This window comes from Salinicola acroporae, assembly GCF_003206615.1.
Classification (GTDB): Bacteria; Pseudomonadota; Gammaproteobacteria; order Pseudomonadales; family Halomonadaceae; genus Salinicola; species Salinicola acroporae.
In genome coordinates, this window is sequence record NZ_PZJW01000003.1 from 194,393 (window position 1) to 209,683 (window position 15,291).

Consider the following 15,291-nt stretch of genomic DNA (forward strand, 5'->3'; position numbering starts at 1 on the left):
GCAGGACCGTCTCATGACCCATGTCATCTCCATTCAGAGCCACGTCGCCTATGGCTACGTCGGCAACCGTGCCGCCGTGTTTCCGCTGCAGCGGCTGGGGCTGGAAGTCACCGCCATCAACACCGTCCAGTTCTCCAACCACACGGGCTATGGCGCCTTTACCGGCGATGTCTTCAGCCCGGACCATCTCAGGAACGTGCTGGATGGGGTCGAATCGCTGATCGGGCTCGACGATGTCGACGCCCTGCTTTCCGGCTACATGGGCGACGAAGGCATCGGTCGCGCCGTGCTGGATAGCGTCGACCGGGTCAAGCAGGCCAATCCGCAGGCGCTCTACTGCTGCGATCCGGTGATGGGCGACGTCGGGCGCGGCTTCTTCGTCCGCGAGGGGATCCCCGAGTGGATGCGCGACCACGCCATCGCCCGCGCCGATATCGTCACCCCCAACCAGTTCGAGCTCGCCTTCCTGGCCGGGCGGGAAGTGAACACTCTGGAAGACGCCCTTGCCGCCGCCGCCGCACTACGCGCCAAGGGCCCCAGGGTGGTGTTGATCACCTCGCTGGAAGTCGCAGGTGACGACCAGCGACACATCGGCATGCTGGTGGACGCCCCCAGTGGCAGCTGGCGGATCGCCACGCCCAAGGTCGACTTCGCCATCGCGCCCAACGGTGCCGGCGACTTCACTGCCGCGATGTTCCTCGCCCACAGCCTGCGCGCCGGGCTTACCGAAGAAGGCCCCGCCCGCGCCCTGGAGCAGACCGCCGCCGCGGTGCAGATGCTGTTCGAACACACCCGCCGCGCCGGCACCCGCGAGCTGGCGATGATCGCCGCGCAGCAGGATATCGTTTCACCGACCGTCACTCTTCATGCCGAACGTCTCAGATAACCTCGCCACGACCCATGAACCCCCGCTCTACCTGGGCATGGCGATGTGGGCCAACACCGACTGGCAAGGCAGCCTGCTGCCCGGCCACGGCGACGTTGAGCTGCGCGACTACGCTAGCGTGTTCAACGCCGTGGAGGGCAATACCACCTTCTACAGCGGCATTCCCAAGGCGGAGACGGTCGCGGCCTGGGCCGAGCAGGCGCCCGAGACCTTTCGTTTCTGCTTCAAGCTGCCCAGCCAGCTGACCCACGGCAAACGCCTGCGCGATATTGACGATGAGTTCGAACGCTTCATCGAGCGCCTCTCACCGTTGAAAGATCGTCTAGGGCCGATCATGGTCCAGTTACCCAGAGATTTCGGCCAGGGCGAGCTGCCGACCCTCGAGCGATTACTCACTCACTGGCCACGGGAGATACCCTGCGCGGTCGAGGTCCGGCACAGTGATTTTTTCCACAAAGGGGCACCGGAACAGGCATTCAACCGCTTGTTGATAAGTCAAGACGCCAATCGGGTTATGCTCGACGTGCGCGCGCTCTTTGCCACACCCCCAGGGCTTGACAACCGGCTCGCCAAGGCGCAGTGCGAAAAGCCGAAAGTCCCATTACACGTGCTCTGCACGGCGGTCAATCCCGTTATTCGATTTATCGGGCACTTCGACGAAGCCATTAACCTGGCCCGATTCGAACCGTGGATAGAACGCCTCACCCTGTGGATAAAACAGGGGAAAACCCCTTTTCTCTTTGTGCATACACCGGACAACCGCCAGGCGCCGGAACTGGCACGAAAGTTCTACAGTCGCATCGCCGAACGGATCGAATTGCCGTCGCTGGCCGAGTTCCCGGGAGAGCGACAGAATTCGCTGTTTTAGACAAATCTGAAACAGGATGTTGATAACTCGAGCACGCTTCTTCGACCCCATGTCGCCCATCACGCATGGTCAGTGACCGCCTGTCTGCGGTGCCGATGCGTGGGGGATACTCCGCTTAACGTTGATCTTCACGTAAAGGTTAAACAACGCTAGGGTAGGGAAAATCAGAAAAGAGAATAACGTCGTGTCCGGCCAGACCTACGCCATTGGCGAACTCGCGCAACACTTCGATGTGACCACCCGCACCATTCGCTTCTACGAGCAGGAGGGCCTGCTCTCCCCCGAGCGGCGCGGCAAGACTCGCGTCTACCGTGAGAAGGACCGCGTTCGCCTCAAGCTCGCCCTGCGCGGCAAGCGCCTGGGTTTCTCGCTGATCGAGATTCGAGAAGTGCTGGACCTCTACGATACCCGTCACGACGGTAGCGTGCGCCAACTCGAGCGGCTGCTCGAGATCCTCGCCGATAAACGCGTCAACCTCGAACGCCAGCTCGAAGATATCCGCATCATGCAGCGCGAGCTGGATCAGGTCGAAGAACGTTGTAAAGGCGCGTTAGGGGAGTTGAAGGCGGCGGAACAGGGTCACTGAGCGCTGGTTGGTACACACGGTTCTGCTCTGCGGCTCCTTCGATGGTAGTCAATCTGCACGGAGCAACGGCATGCAACATGACCTGGAAACCAACAAGCGCAATGCGATCGCTTTCTATCGCACGGCGTATCTCGGCGACCCTACCCTTGCCGTCGAGACGTACGTCGGCGCCGATTACATTCAGCACAACCCGATGGTCGGTAATGGAAAGCAGGCGTTCATCGATTACTTCACGGCAATGGCTGAGCAGTATCCCGGGAAGGAGATCGAGTTCGTGCGCGCGGTGGCCGAAGCCGATCTGGTATCCCTACACACGCACCAGACCTGGCCCGAAGGCGATGAATACGTCACGATGGATTTTTTCCGTTTCGACGACAACGGCAAGATCGTAGAACACTGGGATTCCATTCAAAGAATTCCGCATGAAACGAAGAACGGAAATCCGATGTACTGAACCCCCGGCGGGCTAGCGCTTCAATCTGGCCGTTCTCGTGACGGCAAGCGGCCGGTGGCCCTCCTCCTTCCTAAATGTTCTTCGGTTTTCGACGCAACAGTGCCCCGCCTCTGAAGCCACGACTGATTAATGCTTTCGTGGCGTTGTTTCCAATGTAATGCTTGGTTACTTTGTGTAGAACAGCACAAGAGATGGCTTACAGAGTCACAAGCTTACAAGGGACAGCCGCGCTGGGATGATGGTAACCATCGTCATCCTCCATGGCTGGCGGTAGCGTGGCGGTCTTCGCCAATAGCCAACCGGACGACCCACCGTTACATGACTGTATATATGCACAGTTATATCGGACTGAGCAAAACGCGCGAGCACGCGAATTCTGCAAAGCACGCCTAGCTATTCTGAGAGCTTTTGAAATCAAAGGGTTAAATGCGAAAAGCTAGGCTACATAAGGTCGTTGAACGTGCGCGTTCGTTCAAGTGGTAAAACGAGCGCGCCATCTAATACCTGTTAGAAGCTCGTATCTTGAGGTTTGGTTATCAATGCACGAAGATCTAGAGAAAAAATGGAGGGCGTTTTTCCAAGAGCGCTGCGCATATCTTGGTGAGGATATAATTGAAAAGTCGGTGGCTATGTTGGGGCGGATTCTGCGCCGCTATTTAAAAAGCGGACTTGCGGACACCAACTTCAGTAAAGGTCTTGCTAGCGGCAACCTCTACACATACCGGCAGCGACTGGCAGAAATGCTTCTCTATGATCGCCTCGTTAGAGACGGGTTTCAGTTGCGAAGCCGGGACAAAGGGCCTGATTTTATTGCGTCGAAAGGTGGGCACACTGTATGCATAGAGTTGACTACACCCGAGCCAGGATCTCAAGTTTCTGCGAGCAACGTGGATATCCAATCTAGGCTGTGCCCTGATCCGGAGGATGCGCTTGCTTACATGAATGACTGCCTGCTCCGCGTTACCGGCCCATTAATGGAGAAAAAAAGCCAAATCCAGCGCTGGAATGATAAAGGCTTGTTGGCTTCGGGTGACGTCGTAGTGATCGTTGTTAATGAGGCCAACCTATGGCCTGAAGACTTGTGCTTGGTCGGGTACGGGGATCCGTTGAAAGGGCAAAGCGGCGAGCCGCTGGTCTTTGAGGCAGCTTACGGACGCTTCATTCGTTTTTGGGGACTAAGTGAGACCGGGTCTGTTGTTTCAGAGCAGTGGCAGCATCACCGGTCTACATTGAATCGCAAGCCTGCTTCAATACCCCTAGGTGCTTTTATGGGAACTGACTGGTCTGAGGTTTCTGGGTTTATGTCAATGAATCTCCGTGAGGAGTATGTCGCAAATATAGTCATATATCGTGGCGTGATTGACGGGAGTGTCACTGTCCATAATGATAATGCTGACAAACCTCTGGCTTCCGGTCTTGTTAGAACAGGCCATTGCTCTCGAGGAAAGAAAATTATTAGGTCTCCTATCAGCGTAGCTCCTGATCTGGGGTGAGTGATTCCCCGCTTTAAATGTGTCTCTGCGTAAACGCATTGAGTAAATAATATTCTTTGGTATGACAGGCTTCTAACGAGGAAATGAACCCGACAAAACCTTCCGGGGCTTTGCGGGTTATTTCAGCGTTAGACAAAAAAGAAGGGAGCCATGAAGGAAGGTGACTCAGATAACCCATTATTGGAAGCTCTGAAAAATTCAATGCAAGAGGTAGAGAAGAAATCCGCTGAGCATGAAAAGCTAAGAGCATCCGAAGAATATCAATCAGAACTCGGTTTTTTGAGACAAACGGTTAGGGATCTTATTCATACGCTTAGTCTATGCGAGTTTGCTGCGTCAAGATGGCAGGATTTTGGAAAAAATATCTACTGCCACGACACTTTGACAACATAGTTGAGGCGGCTTTGACAGCACAGTTGGCAGTTGAAAATGGAGCATTGAACCCTGCACGCCGAGAACTACGGTACATGTTAGAAGTGGCTGTCAACGTTGCCTATGTCGATGAAATTCGAGCAAAAGATTCTTTTGATGAGAGAGTTGCTTTTTATAGGGGAAAGAAAGTAAGCAAAAGCAACGTTGACCACGTTTTTGAACTTCCCCTTCGGTTGTTCGGCAAACAGAAGAATAATTTTGCAACTAGTGTCCGTTCGGCTTGGGTTAGGGCTTCCAACTACGTTCATCTGACCAAAGAAGAATTGACGAGAAACTACGCTTGAGGGAGCAGGGCATATCTTTAGGCATGGAAACCATTGATATGCTTAAAGATATCGTTTCTGATGTCAGCGAGGTATGTAGTATCGTTGTTGCTTTAACCTTTGAAACTATCGGTCCTTCTTTTACAGGTGACCTGCTCGTAGATTCCCTAGGTGAGCAGGATGAATGGGCATTCCATGCTAATGGCTACATCGCTTTAATCGATTCCCACTTTGACTATAAGCATGAGCGCCAAGGGAGGCTCGAGGAAATACACCAGAGAAGGGAAAACCGGATTAAGTATCAGGTGTAAGACGGCATTGTCTAACCATAGCGTCAACGGGACCGGATTTCCGCTGGCGCTCCAATCCGGCCTGGACGCAGGCGTTAGGCGCAATCAGTTCTGCAGACTATTATAAGGATTTATTTAGATATGAGCTTTGATGATTCTTTAGGTGATTTGCTAAGAAAAATGCGAGTTTCCTCAGGGAAAACTCAGGTTGATCTGGCAAATGATATAGGGTCGCATCAGCCATTCATTAGCAACTTCGAAAAAGGCCGAATGAAGCCTGGTCGGGATCAAATTCTAAAGATAGGGCATAGCATTGGTTTAGAAGCCGATGAATTAAACTTATTGTTGGCTGCAGCCGATTACGATAAATACGAACCAGGAAACGATAAAATAGAAAAGATCGTATCTTCCTCTAATAAAGAATCAAAAGAAGAGATATCTAAAGGGTTTAATACTCAGCTAGAAGATTTAAAATACATTGTATCATCTCTAGACTCTAAGTTGACGGAAGGTAAGCCGGGCGAAGATGAACTTAAAAACCAAATTGAAGAGCTTCAAACAACAGTTGAAGACCTAAGAAAGAAAGGAGCTACATTATCTGCTCCAGTTCAGCTCCCCTCAAGTCAAAAAATGGCTGTAAAATTGGTGCCAACCAGCACATTTGATACCCTCGAAGAATATAGATCGGATCAAAACAAATGGTTTTCTGTATGTACGCTATTTGTTGGTTCAATCCTAGGTATTGTTATCAACCTATCAACTGGCGCGAAGGCTGATAAAACTACTTGGATTGTATTGGTTGTATTGCTCGTTATATCTTTGTTTAGTGGCCACTCTGGCTGGTGTTATAGTCAAAGAAGTAAAAAACTGAAAGACTCAATTGGCGATATGTACTCAGGTGAAAATGGCTAACAAGTCAAAGCACTCGGGCTTGGTAAAACTGTCACCTTTTTCGCTTTCGCAAAAGAGTTGCCAACTTAACCAAGCCGGTGTTTGGGCGTTAGCTTTTCAGTGGTTCTACTAATTAAGTTCTGCGCAGATTGATTTTTAAATAAATATTTTTTGGGGCTTTGCATGATTGTCGTTTATGGCATCAAGGAGTCCTTGAATCCTATCAAGGCGCAGCTTTCGAATGTCATTCATGGCTGCATGCAGGATGTTTTCGGGATACCGGCGGGCAAGCGTGCCCATCGGTTCGTGCCGCTGGACGCAGAGGATTTCTATTTCCCCGACGATAGAACATCGGCTTACACGGTCATCGAAATCAACATGATGTAGGGGCGCTCCAAGGAGACGCAGAAGGCGCTGATCAAGGCGCTTTTCCGCCAGATAGAAGCCGAGCTTGGCATATCGCCCATCGATATCGAGATCACGCTCAAGGAGCAGCCCGCTCACTGCTGGGGATTTCACGGCATGACCGGAGATGAAGCGCGTGATCTACAATATTCGGTGAATGTCTGACGTTGCAGCTATTGCCTAGACTCATGCACGCGGAACCAACCGAGTACTGACGATGGATTGGCTGACGTTCATTTCGAGCCTTGTCCGGTCGCTGGCCTGGCCGGTGTTCGCCCTCATTCTCGCGCTTCTCTTCCGCGACCAAATTCTGCAGTTTGGATCCTTCATCAAGAAGCTGCGTGCCGGGCCTATCGAGGCTGAGTTCGAGCACGACCTCGAGCAGTTGCGCTCGCTGTCGCCAGGTCGGGGTGACGTCGTGAACGCGCGTGCCGGTGAAGAGGAGACTTTCCTTACCGAGCTGGCCGAGCGCCATCCCCGTACGGCGATATTGGAGGCGTGGACTCGACTGGAGCGCGCGGCCCGCGCATCGCTATCGTCACAGGAAAGCGAAGATAGTGGCCCGGGCGAGGTATCAGCGGCTCGGCTGCCGGAACTGCTGGTGCAGGCGGGTCTGATCGAGCAGCCACAGGTGACGCTGTATCACGAGCTGCGGCGTCTGCGTCGCGAGGTGGCTCGCGATCTGGAGCCGACGAAAGAGGCGGCGCGCACCTATATTGAGTTGTCTCGCTCGTTTCAAGCCCAGCTAGATCGCGCAGCCTAGAGCGATTGATCCATGAATGGCTAGCGCGGCGCCAACGCCACGCCTACCTTGGACCGATTTGGCCTGCCGAGGGGCTGTGTTATCCGCACCCCGGCAAACCCATCATTCGTTATCAATCGGACAGTCGCGTACGTTGGCCGATTGTCAGCATCAGGATTAACCGCAGGGAATAAGATGAACCAGGACGAGATCAAGGCACTGTTCGACCAGCAGGCGGCAAGCTACGACCAGCAGTGGGCCAAAACGTCACCGATTCGGAATTGCCTGCATCTGTTGCTGGGGTCGTTGTTCGCGGATTTGCCGGCGGAGGCACGAATTCTCTGTGTCGGGGTGGGGACGGGCGATGAGCTGTTCTATCTCGCCTCACAGCATCCTGGTTGGCGTTTTACGGCCGTGGAGCCGTCGGGGCGTATGCTCGACGTCTGTCGGGAAAGGGCCGAGAAGGAAGGCGTGACGTCTCGCTGCACCTTCCATGAGGGGTATCTGGAGTCACTACCCACCGCCGAGCTACACGATGCCGCGACCTGCCTGCTCGTCTCGCAGTTCATCACGAATCTCGACGAGCGCTCCGGTTTCTTCCGTGGCATTGCCGCGAAACTCAACTCGGGTGGCATTCTCGCAAGCGCCGACCTGGCGTCAGACATCGCGTCACCCGAATATGACGTACTGCTTCACGCGTGGATGAACATGATGTCCGCGGCCGATGTCTCCGAAGAGATGATGGCGCGGATGCGCCATGCCTATGCGCATGATGTCGGTGTGCTACCGCCAGCGCGGATTGCCTCGATCATCGAGGCAGGCGGTTTCGAACTTCCGGTGCCGTTTTTCCAGGCGGGGTTGATCCATGCATGGCTTTCCCGCCGGGCTTGAGTGAATACCCCTCTATCCTTGGAAGCGATTCCTGCAAGCTCGTGAGTTGGCTAGGGGGTTCCGTTATGAAGAGGTTCGCTTCGCCGCCAGCGCCACCCCCACCCTCGACCGATTCGGCTTGCCGATCGTCTGTGTTATCCACACCCCTGTCTCTGCCAAGTTATCCAGATCCACGCCGCTGTCGATGCCGAGGCCGTTGAGCAGGTAGATCACGTCTTCGGTGGCCACGTTGCCGGTGGCGCCCTTGGCGTAGGGGCAGCCGCCGAGTCCGGCGACGGCGCTGTCGATCACGCCGATGCCCTCTTCGAGCACGGCGTAGAGGTTGGCTAGCGCCTGGCCGTAGGTGTCGTGGAAGTGGGCGGCGAGCATGTCCCTGGGGATATCCCGGCCCACGGCGTCGAGCAGGCGCTTGGCCTCGAGCGGGGTGCCGACGCCGATGGTGTCGCCCAGCGAGATTTCATAGCAGCCCATCTCATAAAGCGCCCGGGAAACCTCGGCGACCCGCTGCGGGGCGATGTTGCCTTCGTAGGGGCAGCCGAGCACGCAGGAGACATAGCCGCGCACGCGCACGCCGGCTTCCCGGGCGCGTTCGACCACCGGTTCGAAGCGCGCCAGCGATTCGGCGATAGAGCAGTTGATGTTCTTGTGCGAGAAGGCTTCGCTCGCTGCCGCGAAGACGGCGACCTCCTCGACGCCGCACTCGAGTGCGGCTTCCAGCCCTTTGAGATTGGGCGTGAGTGCGGAGTAGATCACGCCCGGCCGGCGTCGAATGCCGGTCATCACCTCGCGGTGATCCGCCATCTGCGGCACCCATTTGGGCGAGACGAAACTCGCCGCTTCGATCCGCTTGAGCCCCGCCGCGCCGAGCCGCTCGATCAGTTCCAGCTTGGCGGCGGTGGCGATGGGCTCGGCTTCGTTCTGCAAGCCGTCCCGCGGGCCAACTTCGACGATACTGACGTGCTTCGGCATCCCCATCTTAGTTGTCCCCACTCGTGTCGGCGCCGGCGTCGTTCATCGCCTCGGCGTTGGCGAAAGCGAGCAGCTCATCCCCCTGCGCCACGGCGTCGCCCACCGCGACATGGAAGGCTTCCACCGCGCCGTCGGCGGGGGCGCTCAGGGTGTGCTCCATCTTCATCGCTTCTACCACCACCAGCGGCGTGCCTTTCTCCACTGTCTGTCCGGGTTCGACCAGCAGCGCCACCACGGTGCCGTGCATCGGCGCGGTCAGCTTGGCTTCGGTCTCTTGCGGTAGATGGTCGGCGCGGTCGGCGCGGCGCCAGATCAGGCGCGACTCTTGACCTGCGGCGGTGAGCACGATGGCGTCGCCCTCGCTGGCCGGGTCGAGCCGGGCGAAAAGGCGCTGGCGATGGCCATCCAGGGTGAGCGCCAGGGTGTCGTTGTCGAGGCGCTGGCACTGCCCGGCGAGTCGGCTCGTTTCCTCGCTGTCGCGCTGTATCTGAAGCTGCCAGGTCGCCTGTGCTGGTTCTTGTGTCAGTCCCTGTGCCAGACCCTGTGTTAGTCCCTGGGTGGCGATCACCTCGTACGCGCCGCTGCCGTCGGTCTCCTGGAAGGCGAGACGTAGCCGGCGCGGTGCATTGAGCCGCCAGCCGTCGCGGCGCTGCCAGGGGTCGTCGGCGCGCGGTGTTCCGTTAGCAAGATGCTCCATCGCCACCAGGGCCGCGCGGGCGATATCGGCATCGGTGGCGTGGGGCGCGGCGAACAGATCGTCGTGATAGTGCTCGATGAAGCGGGTATTCAGCTCGGCGGCGATGAAGTCCGGGTGGGTCACCAGCCGCTGCAGGAAGCGGCGATTGGTGGTCACGCCGCTGATATCCAGCGCGGCCAGGGCGCGGGCCATTTCGGCCAGGGCCTGGCCGCGATCCTCGCCGTGGACGATCAGCTTGGCCAGCATCGGGTCGTAGTGCATGGTCACCGTGTCGCCGGCCTCGACGCCGCTGTCCAGGCGGATGCGCTCGTGCGAATCGGCGCTCTCCAGCGGCAGCGCGAAGCGCAGGAGCTTGCCGGTGGCGGGGAGGAAGTCGTTGTCCGGGTCTTCGGCGTAGAGCCGCGCTTCGATGGCGTGGCCGGTGAGCGTCAGTTCGCTCTGCGCCTTGGGCAGCGCCAGGCCGGCGGCGACCCGTAGCTGCCACTCGACCAGATCCTCGCCGCTGATCATCTCGGTGACCGGGTGCTCGACCTGCAGCCGGGTGTTCATCTCCATGAAGTAGAACGGTGAGCCGTGCTCCTGCGTGGTCTCGGCGCCGGCATCCAGCAGGAACTCCACCGTGCCGGCGCCGACATAGCCGATCTCCTGGGCGGCGCGCACCGCGGCCTCGCCCATTTCGCGGCGCAGCGCTTCGGGCAGGTGCGGCGCGGGGGCCTCTTCGAGCACTTTCTGGTGGCGCCGCTGCACGCTGCAGTCGCGTTCGAACAGGTAGACGCCGGCGCCGAGGCTGTCGCAGAACACCTGTACCTCGACATGGCGCGGCTGGGTCAGGTACTTCTCGATCAGCATGCGTTCGTCACCGAACGAGGCGCGAGACTCCCGGCGGCAGCCGTCGAGTGCCGCCTGGAACTCGCGCTCGGACTCGACCACCCGCATGCCCTTGCCGCCGCCCCCGGCGCTGGCCTTGAGCAGCACCGGGTAGCCGATCTTGCCGGCTTCTTCCCGCAGCAGGGCGTCGTCCTGCGCTTCGCCGTGATAGCCGGGCACCAGCGGCACGCCGGCGCTGGCCATGCGCGCCTTGGCAGCGGCCTTGTCGCCCATGGCGGCGATGGCGCTGCCCGGCGGGCCGATGAAGACGAGCCCGGCGGCGTCGCAGGCGGCGACGAACTCGGCGTTCTCGGAGAGAAAGCCGTAGCCCGGGTGGATGGCGTCGGCGCCGCTGCGCTGGGCGGCGGCGATGACCTTGTCGATGGCGAGATAGCTCTCGCCGGCCGCTGCCGGGCCGAGGCGGATCGCTTCGTCGGCCTCGCGCACGTGGCGGGCGCGGGCGTCGGCATCCGAATAGACCGCGATGGTGCGCAGGCCGAGGCGCCGCGCGGTGCGGATCACGCGGCAGGCGATCTCGCCGCGATTGGCGATCAGTACCGCGCGCAGCGGGCGGGGCGCAGTGGCGAGACTCATGAGCGCGGCTCCTTGTCGCCGCCGCTGGCCGCGAGCCAGGCGGGCGGGCGTTTGTCGAAGAAGGCGGCCAGCCCTTCCTGGCCTTCGGCGCTGACCCGCAGCTCGCTGATGGTGCGGCACGCGGCCTCGCGGGTGGCGTCGCTCTCCGGTTCGCGGGCGATCTGCGCGAGCAGTGCCTTGGTGGCGCGCTGGGCCTGGGGAGAGGCGGCGAGCAGGGTGCCGATCTGGCGTTCGATCTCTTCATCCAGTGCGTCGCCAGTCACCACCTGGTGCACCAGCCCCAGTTCGCGGGCGGTGGGGGCGTCGATCACCTCGGCGGTCAGCGCGTAGCGGCGCATCTGGCGGGCGCCGATGGCGCGCTGCACGTACGGCCCGACCACTGCCGGCGAGAGGCCGATCTTGACCTCGGAGAGGCAGAAGCGCGCCGCATCCGAGGCGATGACCAGATCGCAGCAGGCGGCCAGCCCCACCGCGCCGCCGTAGGCCGCACCCTGCACTCGGCAGAGCGTAGGGCAGGGTAGGGTGTCCAGCCCCCGCATCAGGCGCGAGAGCTGGCGCGAGTCGGCCAGATTGTCGTCGACGCTGTAGTCGACCATGCGCTTCATCCAGGCGAGATCCGCCCCGGCGGAGAAGTGCTTGCCGTGGGAGCCGAGCACCACCACCCGCACCTCGCCGCTCGCAGCCAGGGCGTGGAGGCGCTCGAGATGGGCATTGAGCGCGGCGATCAAGGCGTCGTCGAAGGCGTTGTGTACCGCGGGGCGGTCCAGCGTCAGCCGCGCGACGCCGCGGGAGTCGAACCGAAGCTTTGCAAAGCTTGTCGTGTCTGTCATATACAGCGGCCTCATCGGTAAAGCGGTAAGCCGTAAGCTTTAAGCTGTAAGAACCCCAGTTAGGCCTTCGAAGCGTGCGGCGGAAACTTCCAGCTTCAAGCTTATAGCTCCCCTTGCGTAGCAAGGGGCTCACATCCTGAAGACGCCGAAACGCGTCTCTTGTATCTCGGCGTTTAGGGCTGCCGACAGCGCCAGGCCGATCACATCGCGGGTCTGCAATGGATCGATCACGCCGTCGTCCCACAGCCGGGCGCTGGCGTAGTACGGGTGCCCCTGGCGCTCATACTGTTCGCGGATCGGCGCCTTGAAGGCGGCTTCCTCGTCTTCCGGCCAGTCGCTGCCGTCGCGCTCCATCTGCTCCCGTTTCACCTGCGCCAGCACGTTGGCCGCCTGTTCGCCGCCCATCACCGAGATGCGCGCGTTGGGCCACATGAACAGCAGATTGGGGTCATAGGCGCGGCCACACATGCCGTAGTTGCCGGCGCCGAAGCTGCCGCCGATCAGCACGGTGAACTTGGGCACCTTGGCGCAGGCCACGGCGGTGACCAGCTTGGCGCCGTGCTTGGCGATGCCCTCCTGTTCGTACTTCGAGCCGACCATGAAGCCGGTGATGTTCTGTAGAAAGATCAGCGGGATCTGGCGCTGGGCGCAGAGTTCGATGAAGTGCGCGCCCTTCTGCGCGGACTCCGAGAAGAGCACGCCGTTGTTGGCGACGATACCCACCGGATGGCCGCACCAGTGGGCGAAGCCGGTGACCAGGGTGTCGCCGTAATAGCGCTTGAACTCGTCGAAGTCGGAGTCGTCCACCAGCCGCCCGATCACCTCGCGCACGTCATACGGCTTGCGCAGGTCGGTGCCGACGATGCCGTAGAGCTCCGAAGGGTCGAGCCGCGGCGGGCGGGATTCGCGCAGCGCCAGTTCGCCGCGCTTGCGCCAGTTGAGCCGGGAGACCGCGCGGCGGGCGAGCTGCAGCGCATGGGCGTCGTTCTCGGCATAGTGGTCGACCACGCCGCTGATCCGTGCGTGCACGTCCGCGCCGCCGAGATCCTCGGCGCTGATGGTCTCACCGGTGGCGGCCTTCACCAGCGGCGGGCCGCCGAGAAAGATGGTGCCCTGGTTGCGCACGATGATCGATTCATCGGCCATCGCCGGCACGTAGGCGCCGCCGGCGGTGCACGAGCCCATCACCACCGCGATCTGCGGGATGCCGGCGGCGGAGAGCGTGGCCTGGTTGTAGAAGATGCGGCCGAAGTCGTCGTGGTCGGGGAAGACCTCGTCCTGCTCCGGCAGGTAGGCGCCGCCGGAGTCGACCAGGTAGAGGCAGGGCAGGCGGTGCTTGCGGGCGATCTCTTGGGCGCGCAGGTGCTTCTTCACCGTCAGCGGGAAGTAGGTGCCGCCCTTGACCGTGGCGTCGTTGGCGACGATCACGCACTCCACGCCGCTGACCCGGCCGATGCCGGCGACCACGCCGGCGGCGGGCACCGGGGTGTCGTAGACCTCATGCGCCGCCAGCGCGCCGATCTCGAGAAAGGCCGCGCCCTCGTCGAGCAGCTGGTCGATGCGCTCGCGCACGAACAGCTTGCCGCGGGACTCGTGCCGGGCGCGGGCCTTGTCGCCGCCGCCCCGGGCGATCTCGGCGCTCAGCGCGTGGAGCTTGTCGACCTCCGCCCGCAGCGCCTGGGCATTGGCCTGGAAGGCCTCGGCGCGGGGGTTGATCTGGGTCTGAAGAATAGCCATTCATCTCTCCGAGATGAGCTATAAGCTATAAGCCGGAAGCTGTAAGAAAAACCGCAATGCTGTTACTTACAGCTTAAAGCTTATGGCTTACGGCTGGGTTTACGCCGATTCCGCGAACAGTTCTCGGCCAATCAGCATCCGCCGAATCTCGCTGGTGCCGGCGCCGATCTCGTAGAGCTTGGCGTCACGCAGCAGCCGCCCGGTGGGGTACTCGTTGATATAGCCGTTGCCGCCGAGCAGCTGGATGGCATCCAGCGCCATCTGGGTCGCCTTCTCGGCGCAGTAGAGGATCACCCCGGCGGCGTCCTTGCGGCTGACCCGGCCGCGGTCGCAGGCGCCGGCCACGGCGTAGAGATAGGCGCGGCAGGCGTTGAGCGTGGTGTACATGTCGGCGAGCTTGCCCTGGATCAGTTGGAACTCGCCGATCGCCTGACCGAACTGTTTGCGCTCGTGGACGTAGGGCACCACCACGTCCAGACACGCCTGCATGATCCCGATCGGGCCGGCGGCGAGCACCGTGCGCTCGTAGTCGAGCCCGCTCATCAGCACGCGCACGCCGCGGTTCTCCTCGCCCAGCACGTTCTCCGCCGGCACCTGGCAATCCTCGAACACCAGCTCGCAGGTGTTGGAGCCGCGCATGCCCAGCTTGTCGAGCTTCTGCGCGGTGGAGAAACCGGCGAACCCCTTCTCGATCAGAAAGGCGGTGATGCCCTTGGCGCCGGCCTCGGGGTCGGTCTTGGCGTAGACCACCAGCACGTCGGCGTCGGGGCCGTTGGTGATCCACATCTTGTTGCCGTTGAGCACGTAGTGGTCGCCATGCCTGTCGGCGCGCAGGCTCATCGAGACCACGTCCGAGCCGGCGCCGGGTTCGGACATCGCCAGCGCCCCCACGTGCTCGCCGCTGATCAGCTTGGGCAAGTACTTGGCCTTCTGCTCGTCGGTGGCGTTGAGCTTGATCTGATTGACGCAGAGGTTGGCGTGGGCGCCGTAGGAGAGCCCCACCGAGGCGCTGGCCCGGGAGATCTCCTCCATGGCGATGCAGTGGGCCAGGTAGCCCATGCCGCTGCCGCCGTCTTCTTCGCTGACGGTGATGCCGAGCAGGCCCATGTCGCCGAACTTCTGCCACAGGTCCGCGGGGAAGGCGTTGTCGTGGTCGATCTGGGCCGCGCGCGGGGCGATTTCGTCGCGGGCGAAGGCGTTGACCTGTTCGCGCAGCATGTTCAACTCGTCGTCGAGGCCGAAATCGAGCTCGGTGTAGGGGGCGTGCATCGGATGATCCTCCGCTGTCGATAGGCAAGAACGCGGGGTCGCGGGCCATGGCTCGCAGGCGCTCTCGGCTTTATACGTTGACGTTAACGTCAATATTTAGATAGGGCCATAGCCCCTCGACCATGGT

At 60.3% G+C, this 15,291-nt stretch carries 18 protein-coding genes; 12 read left to right on the plus strand and 6 right to left on the minus strand.

Annotation, left to right across the window (positions count from 1 at the left end; all coding sequences use genetic code 11):
* Positions 1-13 precede the first annotated feature (13 nt).
* From pdxY to DOM54_RS05020, 9 genes are all read left to right on the plus strand, one after another.
* Complete coding sequence (gene pdxY, locus DOM54_RS04995) at positions 14-886, plus strand: pyridoxal kinase PdxY (protein WP_110715283.1); 873 nt, start codon at positions 14-16, stop codon at positions 884-886.
* Positions 867-1,754: a DUF72 domain-containing protein gene (locus DOM54_RS05000; protein ID WP_110715284.1), complete on the plus strand. Its 888-nt coding sequence runs from the start codon at positions 867-869 to the stop codon at positions 1,752-1,754. The genes pdxY and DOM54_RS05000 overlap by 20 nt, the downstream gene beginning before the upstream one ends.
* A gap of 184 nt (positions 1,755-1,938) precedes the next feature.
* Entirely contained in the window at positions 1,939-2,340 is a 402-nt protein-coding gene (locus DOM54_RS05005) for a MerR family transcriptional regulator (RefSeq protein ID WP_110715285.1), read from the plus strand.
* Positions 2,341-2,410: 70 nt separating this feature from the next.
* Positions 2,411-2,794 (plus strand): nuclear transport factor 2 family protein, encoded by a 384-nt coding sequence (locus DOM54_RS05010; protein WP_110715286.1) that lies wholly within the window; start codon positions 2,411-2,413, stop codon positions 2,792-2,794.
* A 539-nt stretch (positions 2,795-3,333) separates the two neighbouring features.
* Positions 3,334-4,287 (plus strand): hypothetical protein, encoded by a 954-nt coding sequence (locus tag DOM54_RS19965; protein WP_162619763.1) that lies wholly within the window; start codon positions 3,334-3,336, stop codon positions 4,285-4,287.
* A gap of 150 nt (positions 4,288-4,437) precedes the next feature.
* A complete protein-coding gene (locus DOM54_RS19970) occupies positions 4,438-4,680 on the plus strand; it encodes a hypothetical protein (protein ID WP_162619764.1) in 243 nt (80 codons plus the stop codon).
* A gap of 11 nt (positions 4,681-4,691) precedes the next feature.
* Positions 4,692-5,003 (plus strand): hypothetical protein, encoded by a 312-nt coding sequence (locus tag DOM54_RS19975; protein ID WP_162619765.1) that lies wholly within the window; start codon positions 4,692-4,694, stop codon positions 5,001-5,003.
* 23 nt (positions 5,004-5,026) lie between these two features.
* Positions 5,027-5,293: a hypothetical protein gene (locus tag DOM54_RS05015; RefSeq protein ID WP_162619766.1), complete on the plus strand. Its 267-nt coding sequence runs from the start codon at positions 5,027-5,029 to the stop codon at positions 5,291-5,293.
* A gap of 120 nt (positions 5,294-5,413) precedes the next feature.
* Entirely contained in the window at positions 5,414-6,184 is a 771-nt protein-coding gene (locus tag DOM54_RS05020) for a helix-turn-helix domain-containing protein (RefSeq protein WP_110715288.1), read from the plus strand.
* A gap of 135 nt (positions 6,185-6,319) precedes the next feature.
* Here the strand turns inward: DOM54_RS05020 and DOM54_RS20380 are convergent, their stop codons facing one another.
* A complete protein-coding gene (locus DOM54_RS20380; protein WP_240613772.1) occupies positions 6,320-6,667 on the minus strand; it encodes a hypothetical protein in 348 nt (115 codons plus the stop codon).
* Here DOM54_RS20380 and DOM54_RS20385 point away from each other — a divergent pair.
* The 3 genes from DOM54_RS20385 to DOM54_RS05035 all read left to right on the plus strand — a co-directional run bounded on the left by DOM54_RS20385 (position 6,602) and on the right by DOM54_RS05035 (position 8,201).
* A complete protein-coding gene (locus DOM54_RS20385; protein WP_240613780.1) occupies positions 6,602-6,733 on the plus strand; it encodes a tautomerase family protein in 132 nt (43 codons plus the stop codon). The genes DOM54_RS20380 and DOM54_RS20385 overlap by 66 nt on opposite strands.
* A 52-nt stretch (positions 6,734-6,785) precedes the next feature.
* Positions 6,786-7,331: a hypothetical protein gene (locus DOM54_RS05030; protein ID WP_110715289.1), complete on the plus strand. Its 546-nt coding sequence runs from the start codon at positions 6,786-6,788 to the stop codon at positions 7,329-7,331.
* Between the two features lie 174 nt (positions 7,332-7,505).
* Complete coding sequence (locus DOM54_RS05035; RefSeq protein WP_106419016.1) at positions 7,506-8,201, plus strand: class I SAM-dependent methyltransferase; 696 nt, start codon at positions 7,506-7,508, stop codon at positions 8,199-8,201.
* 63 nt (positions 8,202-8,264) lie between these two features.
* Here DOM54_RS05035 and DOM54_RS05040 read toward each other — a convergent pair whose 3' ends face one another.
* The 5 genes from DOM54_RS05040 to DOM54_RS05060 form a co-directional block, all read right to left on the minus strand.
* Positions 8,265-9,176 (minus strand): hydroxymethylglutaryl-CoA lyase, encoded by a 912-nt coding sequence (locus DOM54_RS05040; protein ID WP_110715290.1) that lies wholly within the window; start codon positions 9,174-9,176, stop codon positions 8,265-8,267.
* A 1-nt stretch (position 9,177) separates the two neighbouring features.
* Positions 9,178-11,328 (minus strand): acetyl/propionyl/methylcrotonyl-CoA carboxylase subunit alpha, encoded by a 2,151-nt coding sequence (locus DOM54_RS05045; RefSeq protein ID WP_110715291.1) that lies wholly within the window; start codon positions 11,326-11,328, stop codon positions 9,178-9,180.
* Entirely contained in the window at positions 11,325-12,158 is an 834-nt protein-coding gene (locus DOM54_RS05050) for an enoyl-CoA hydratase-related protein (RefSeq protein ID WP_110715292.1), read from the minus strand. Before DOM54_RS05050 ends, DOM54_RS05045 begins: the two co-directional genes overlap by 4 nt.
* Positions 12,159-12,287: 129 nt before the next feature.
* On the minus strand, positions 12,288-13,895 hold the full coding sequence (locus tag DOM54_RS05055) for a carboxyl transferase domain-containing protein (protein WP_110715293.1): 1,608 nt from the start codon (positions 13,893-13,895) through the stop codon (positions 12,288-12,290).
* 99 nt (positions 13,896-13,994) lie between these two features.
* Positions 13,995-15,164: an isovaleryl-CoA dehydrogenase gene (locus DOM54_RS05060; protein ID WP_110715294.1), complete on the minus strand. Its 1,170-nt coding sequence runs from the start codon at positions 15,162-15,164 to the stop codon at positions 13,995-13,997.
* Positions 15,165-15,291 lie beyond the last annotated feature (127 nt).

What these genes read in the sequence shown, in the direction of transcription:
- DOM54_RS05045 (WP_110715291.1), bottom strand. Translation starts at nt 11,328, where the DNA reads ATGAGTCTCGCCACTGCGCCCCGCCCGCTGCGCGCGGTACTGATCGCC.
- DOM54_RS05015 (WP_162619766.1), top strand. Translation starts at nt 5,027, where the DNA reads ATGGAAACCATTGATATGCTTAAAGATATCGTTTCTGATGTCAGCGAG.
- DOM54_RS05055 (WP_110715293.1), bottom strand. Translation starts at nt 13,895, where the DNA reads ATGGCTATTCTTCAGACCCAGATCAACCCCCGCGCCGAGGCCTTCCAG.
- DOM54_RS05035 (WP_106419016.1), top strand. Translation starts at nt 7,506, where the DNA reads ATGAACCAGGACGAGATCAAGGCACTGTTCGACCAGCAGGCGGCAAGC.
- pdxY (WP_110715283.1), top strand. Translation starts at nt 14, where the DNA reads ATGACCCATGTCATCTCCATTCAGAGCCACGTCGCCTATGGCTACGTC.
- DOM54_RS05020 (WP_110715288.1), top strand. Translation starts at nt 5,414, where the DNA reads ATGAGCTTTGATGATTCTTTAGGTGATTTGCTAAGAAAAATGCGAGTT.
- DOM54_RS19965 (WP_162619763.1), top strand. Translation starts at nt 3,334, where the DNA reads ATGCACGAAGATCTAGAGAAAAAATGGAGGGCGTTTTTCCAAGAGCGC.
- DOM54_RS05040 (WP_110715290.1), bottom strand. Translation starts at nt 9,176, where the DNA reads ATGGGGATGCCGAAGCACGTCAGTATCGTCGAAGTTGGCCCGCGGGAC.
- DOM54_RS05030 (WP_110715289.1), top strand. Translation starts at nt 6,786, where the DNA reads ATGGATTGGCTGACGTTCATTTCGAGCCTTGTCCGGTCGCTGGCCTGG.
- DOM54_RS05000 (WP_110715284.1), top strand. Translation starts at nt 867, where the DNA reads ATGCCGAACGTCTCAGATAACCTCGCCACGACCCATGAACCCCCGCTC.
- DOM54_RS05010 (WP_110715286.1), top strand. Translation starts at nt 2,411, where the DNA reads ATGCAACATGACCTGGAAACCAACAAGCGCAATGCGATCGCTTTCTAT.
- DOM54_RS05060 (WP_110715294.1), bottom strand. Translation starts at nt 15,164, where the DNA reads ATGCACGCCCCCTACACCGAGCTCGATTTCGGCCTCGACGACGAGTTG.
- DOM54_RS05050 (WP_110715292.1), bottom strand. Translation starts at nt 12,158, where the DNA reads ATGACAGACACGACAAGCTTTGCAAAGCTTCGGTTCGACTCCCGCGGC.
- DOM54_RS19970 (WP_162619764.1), top strand. Translation starts at nt 4,438, where the DNA reads ATGAAGGAAGGTGACTCAGATAACCCATTATTGGAAGCTCTGAAAAAT.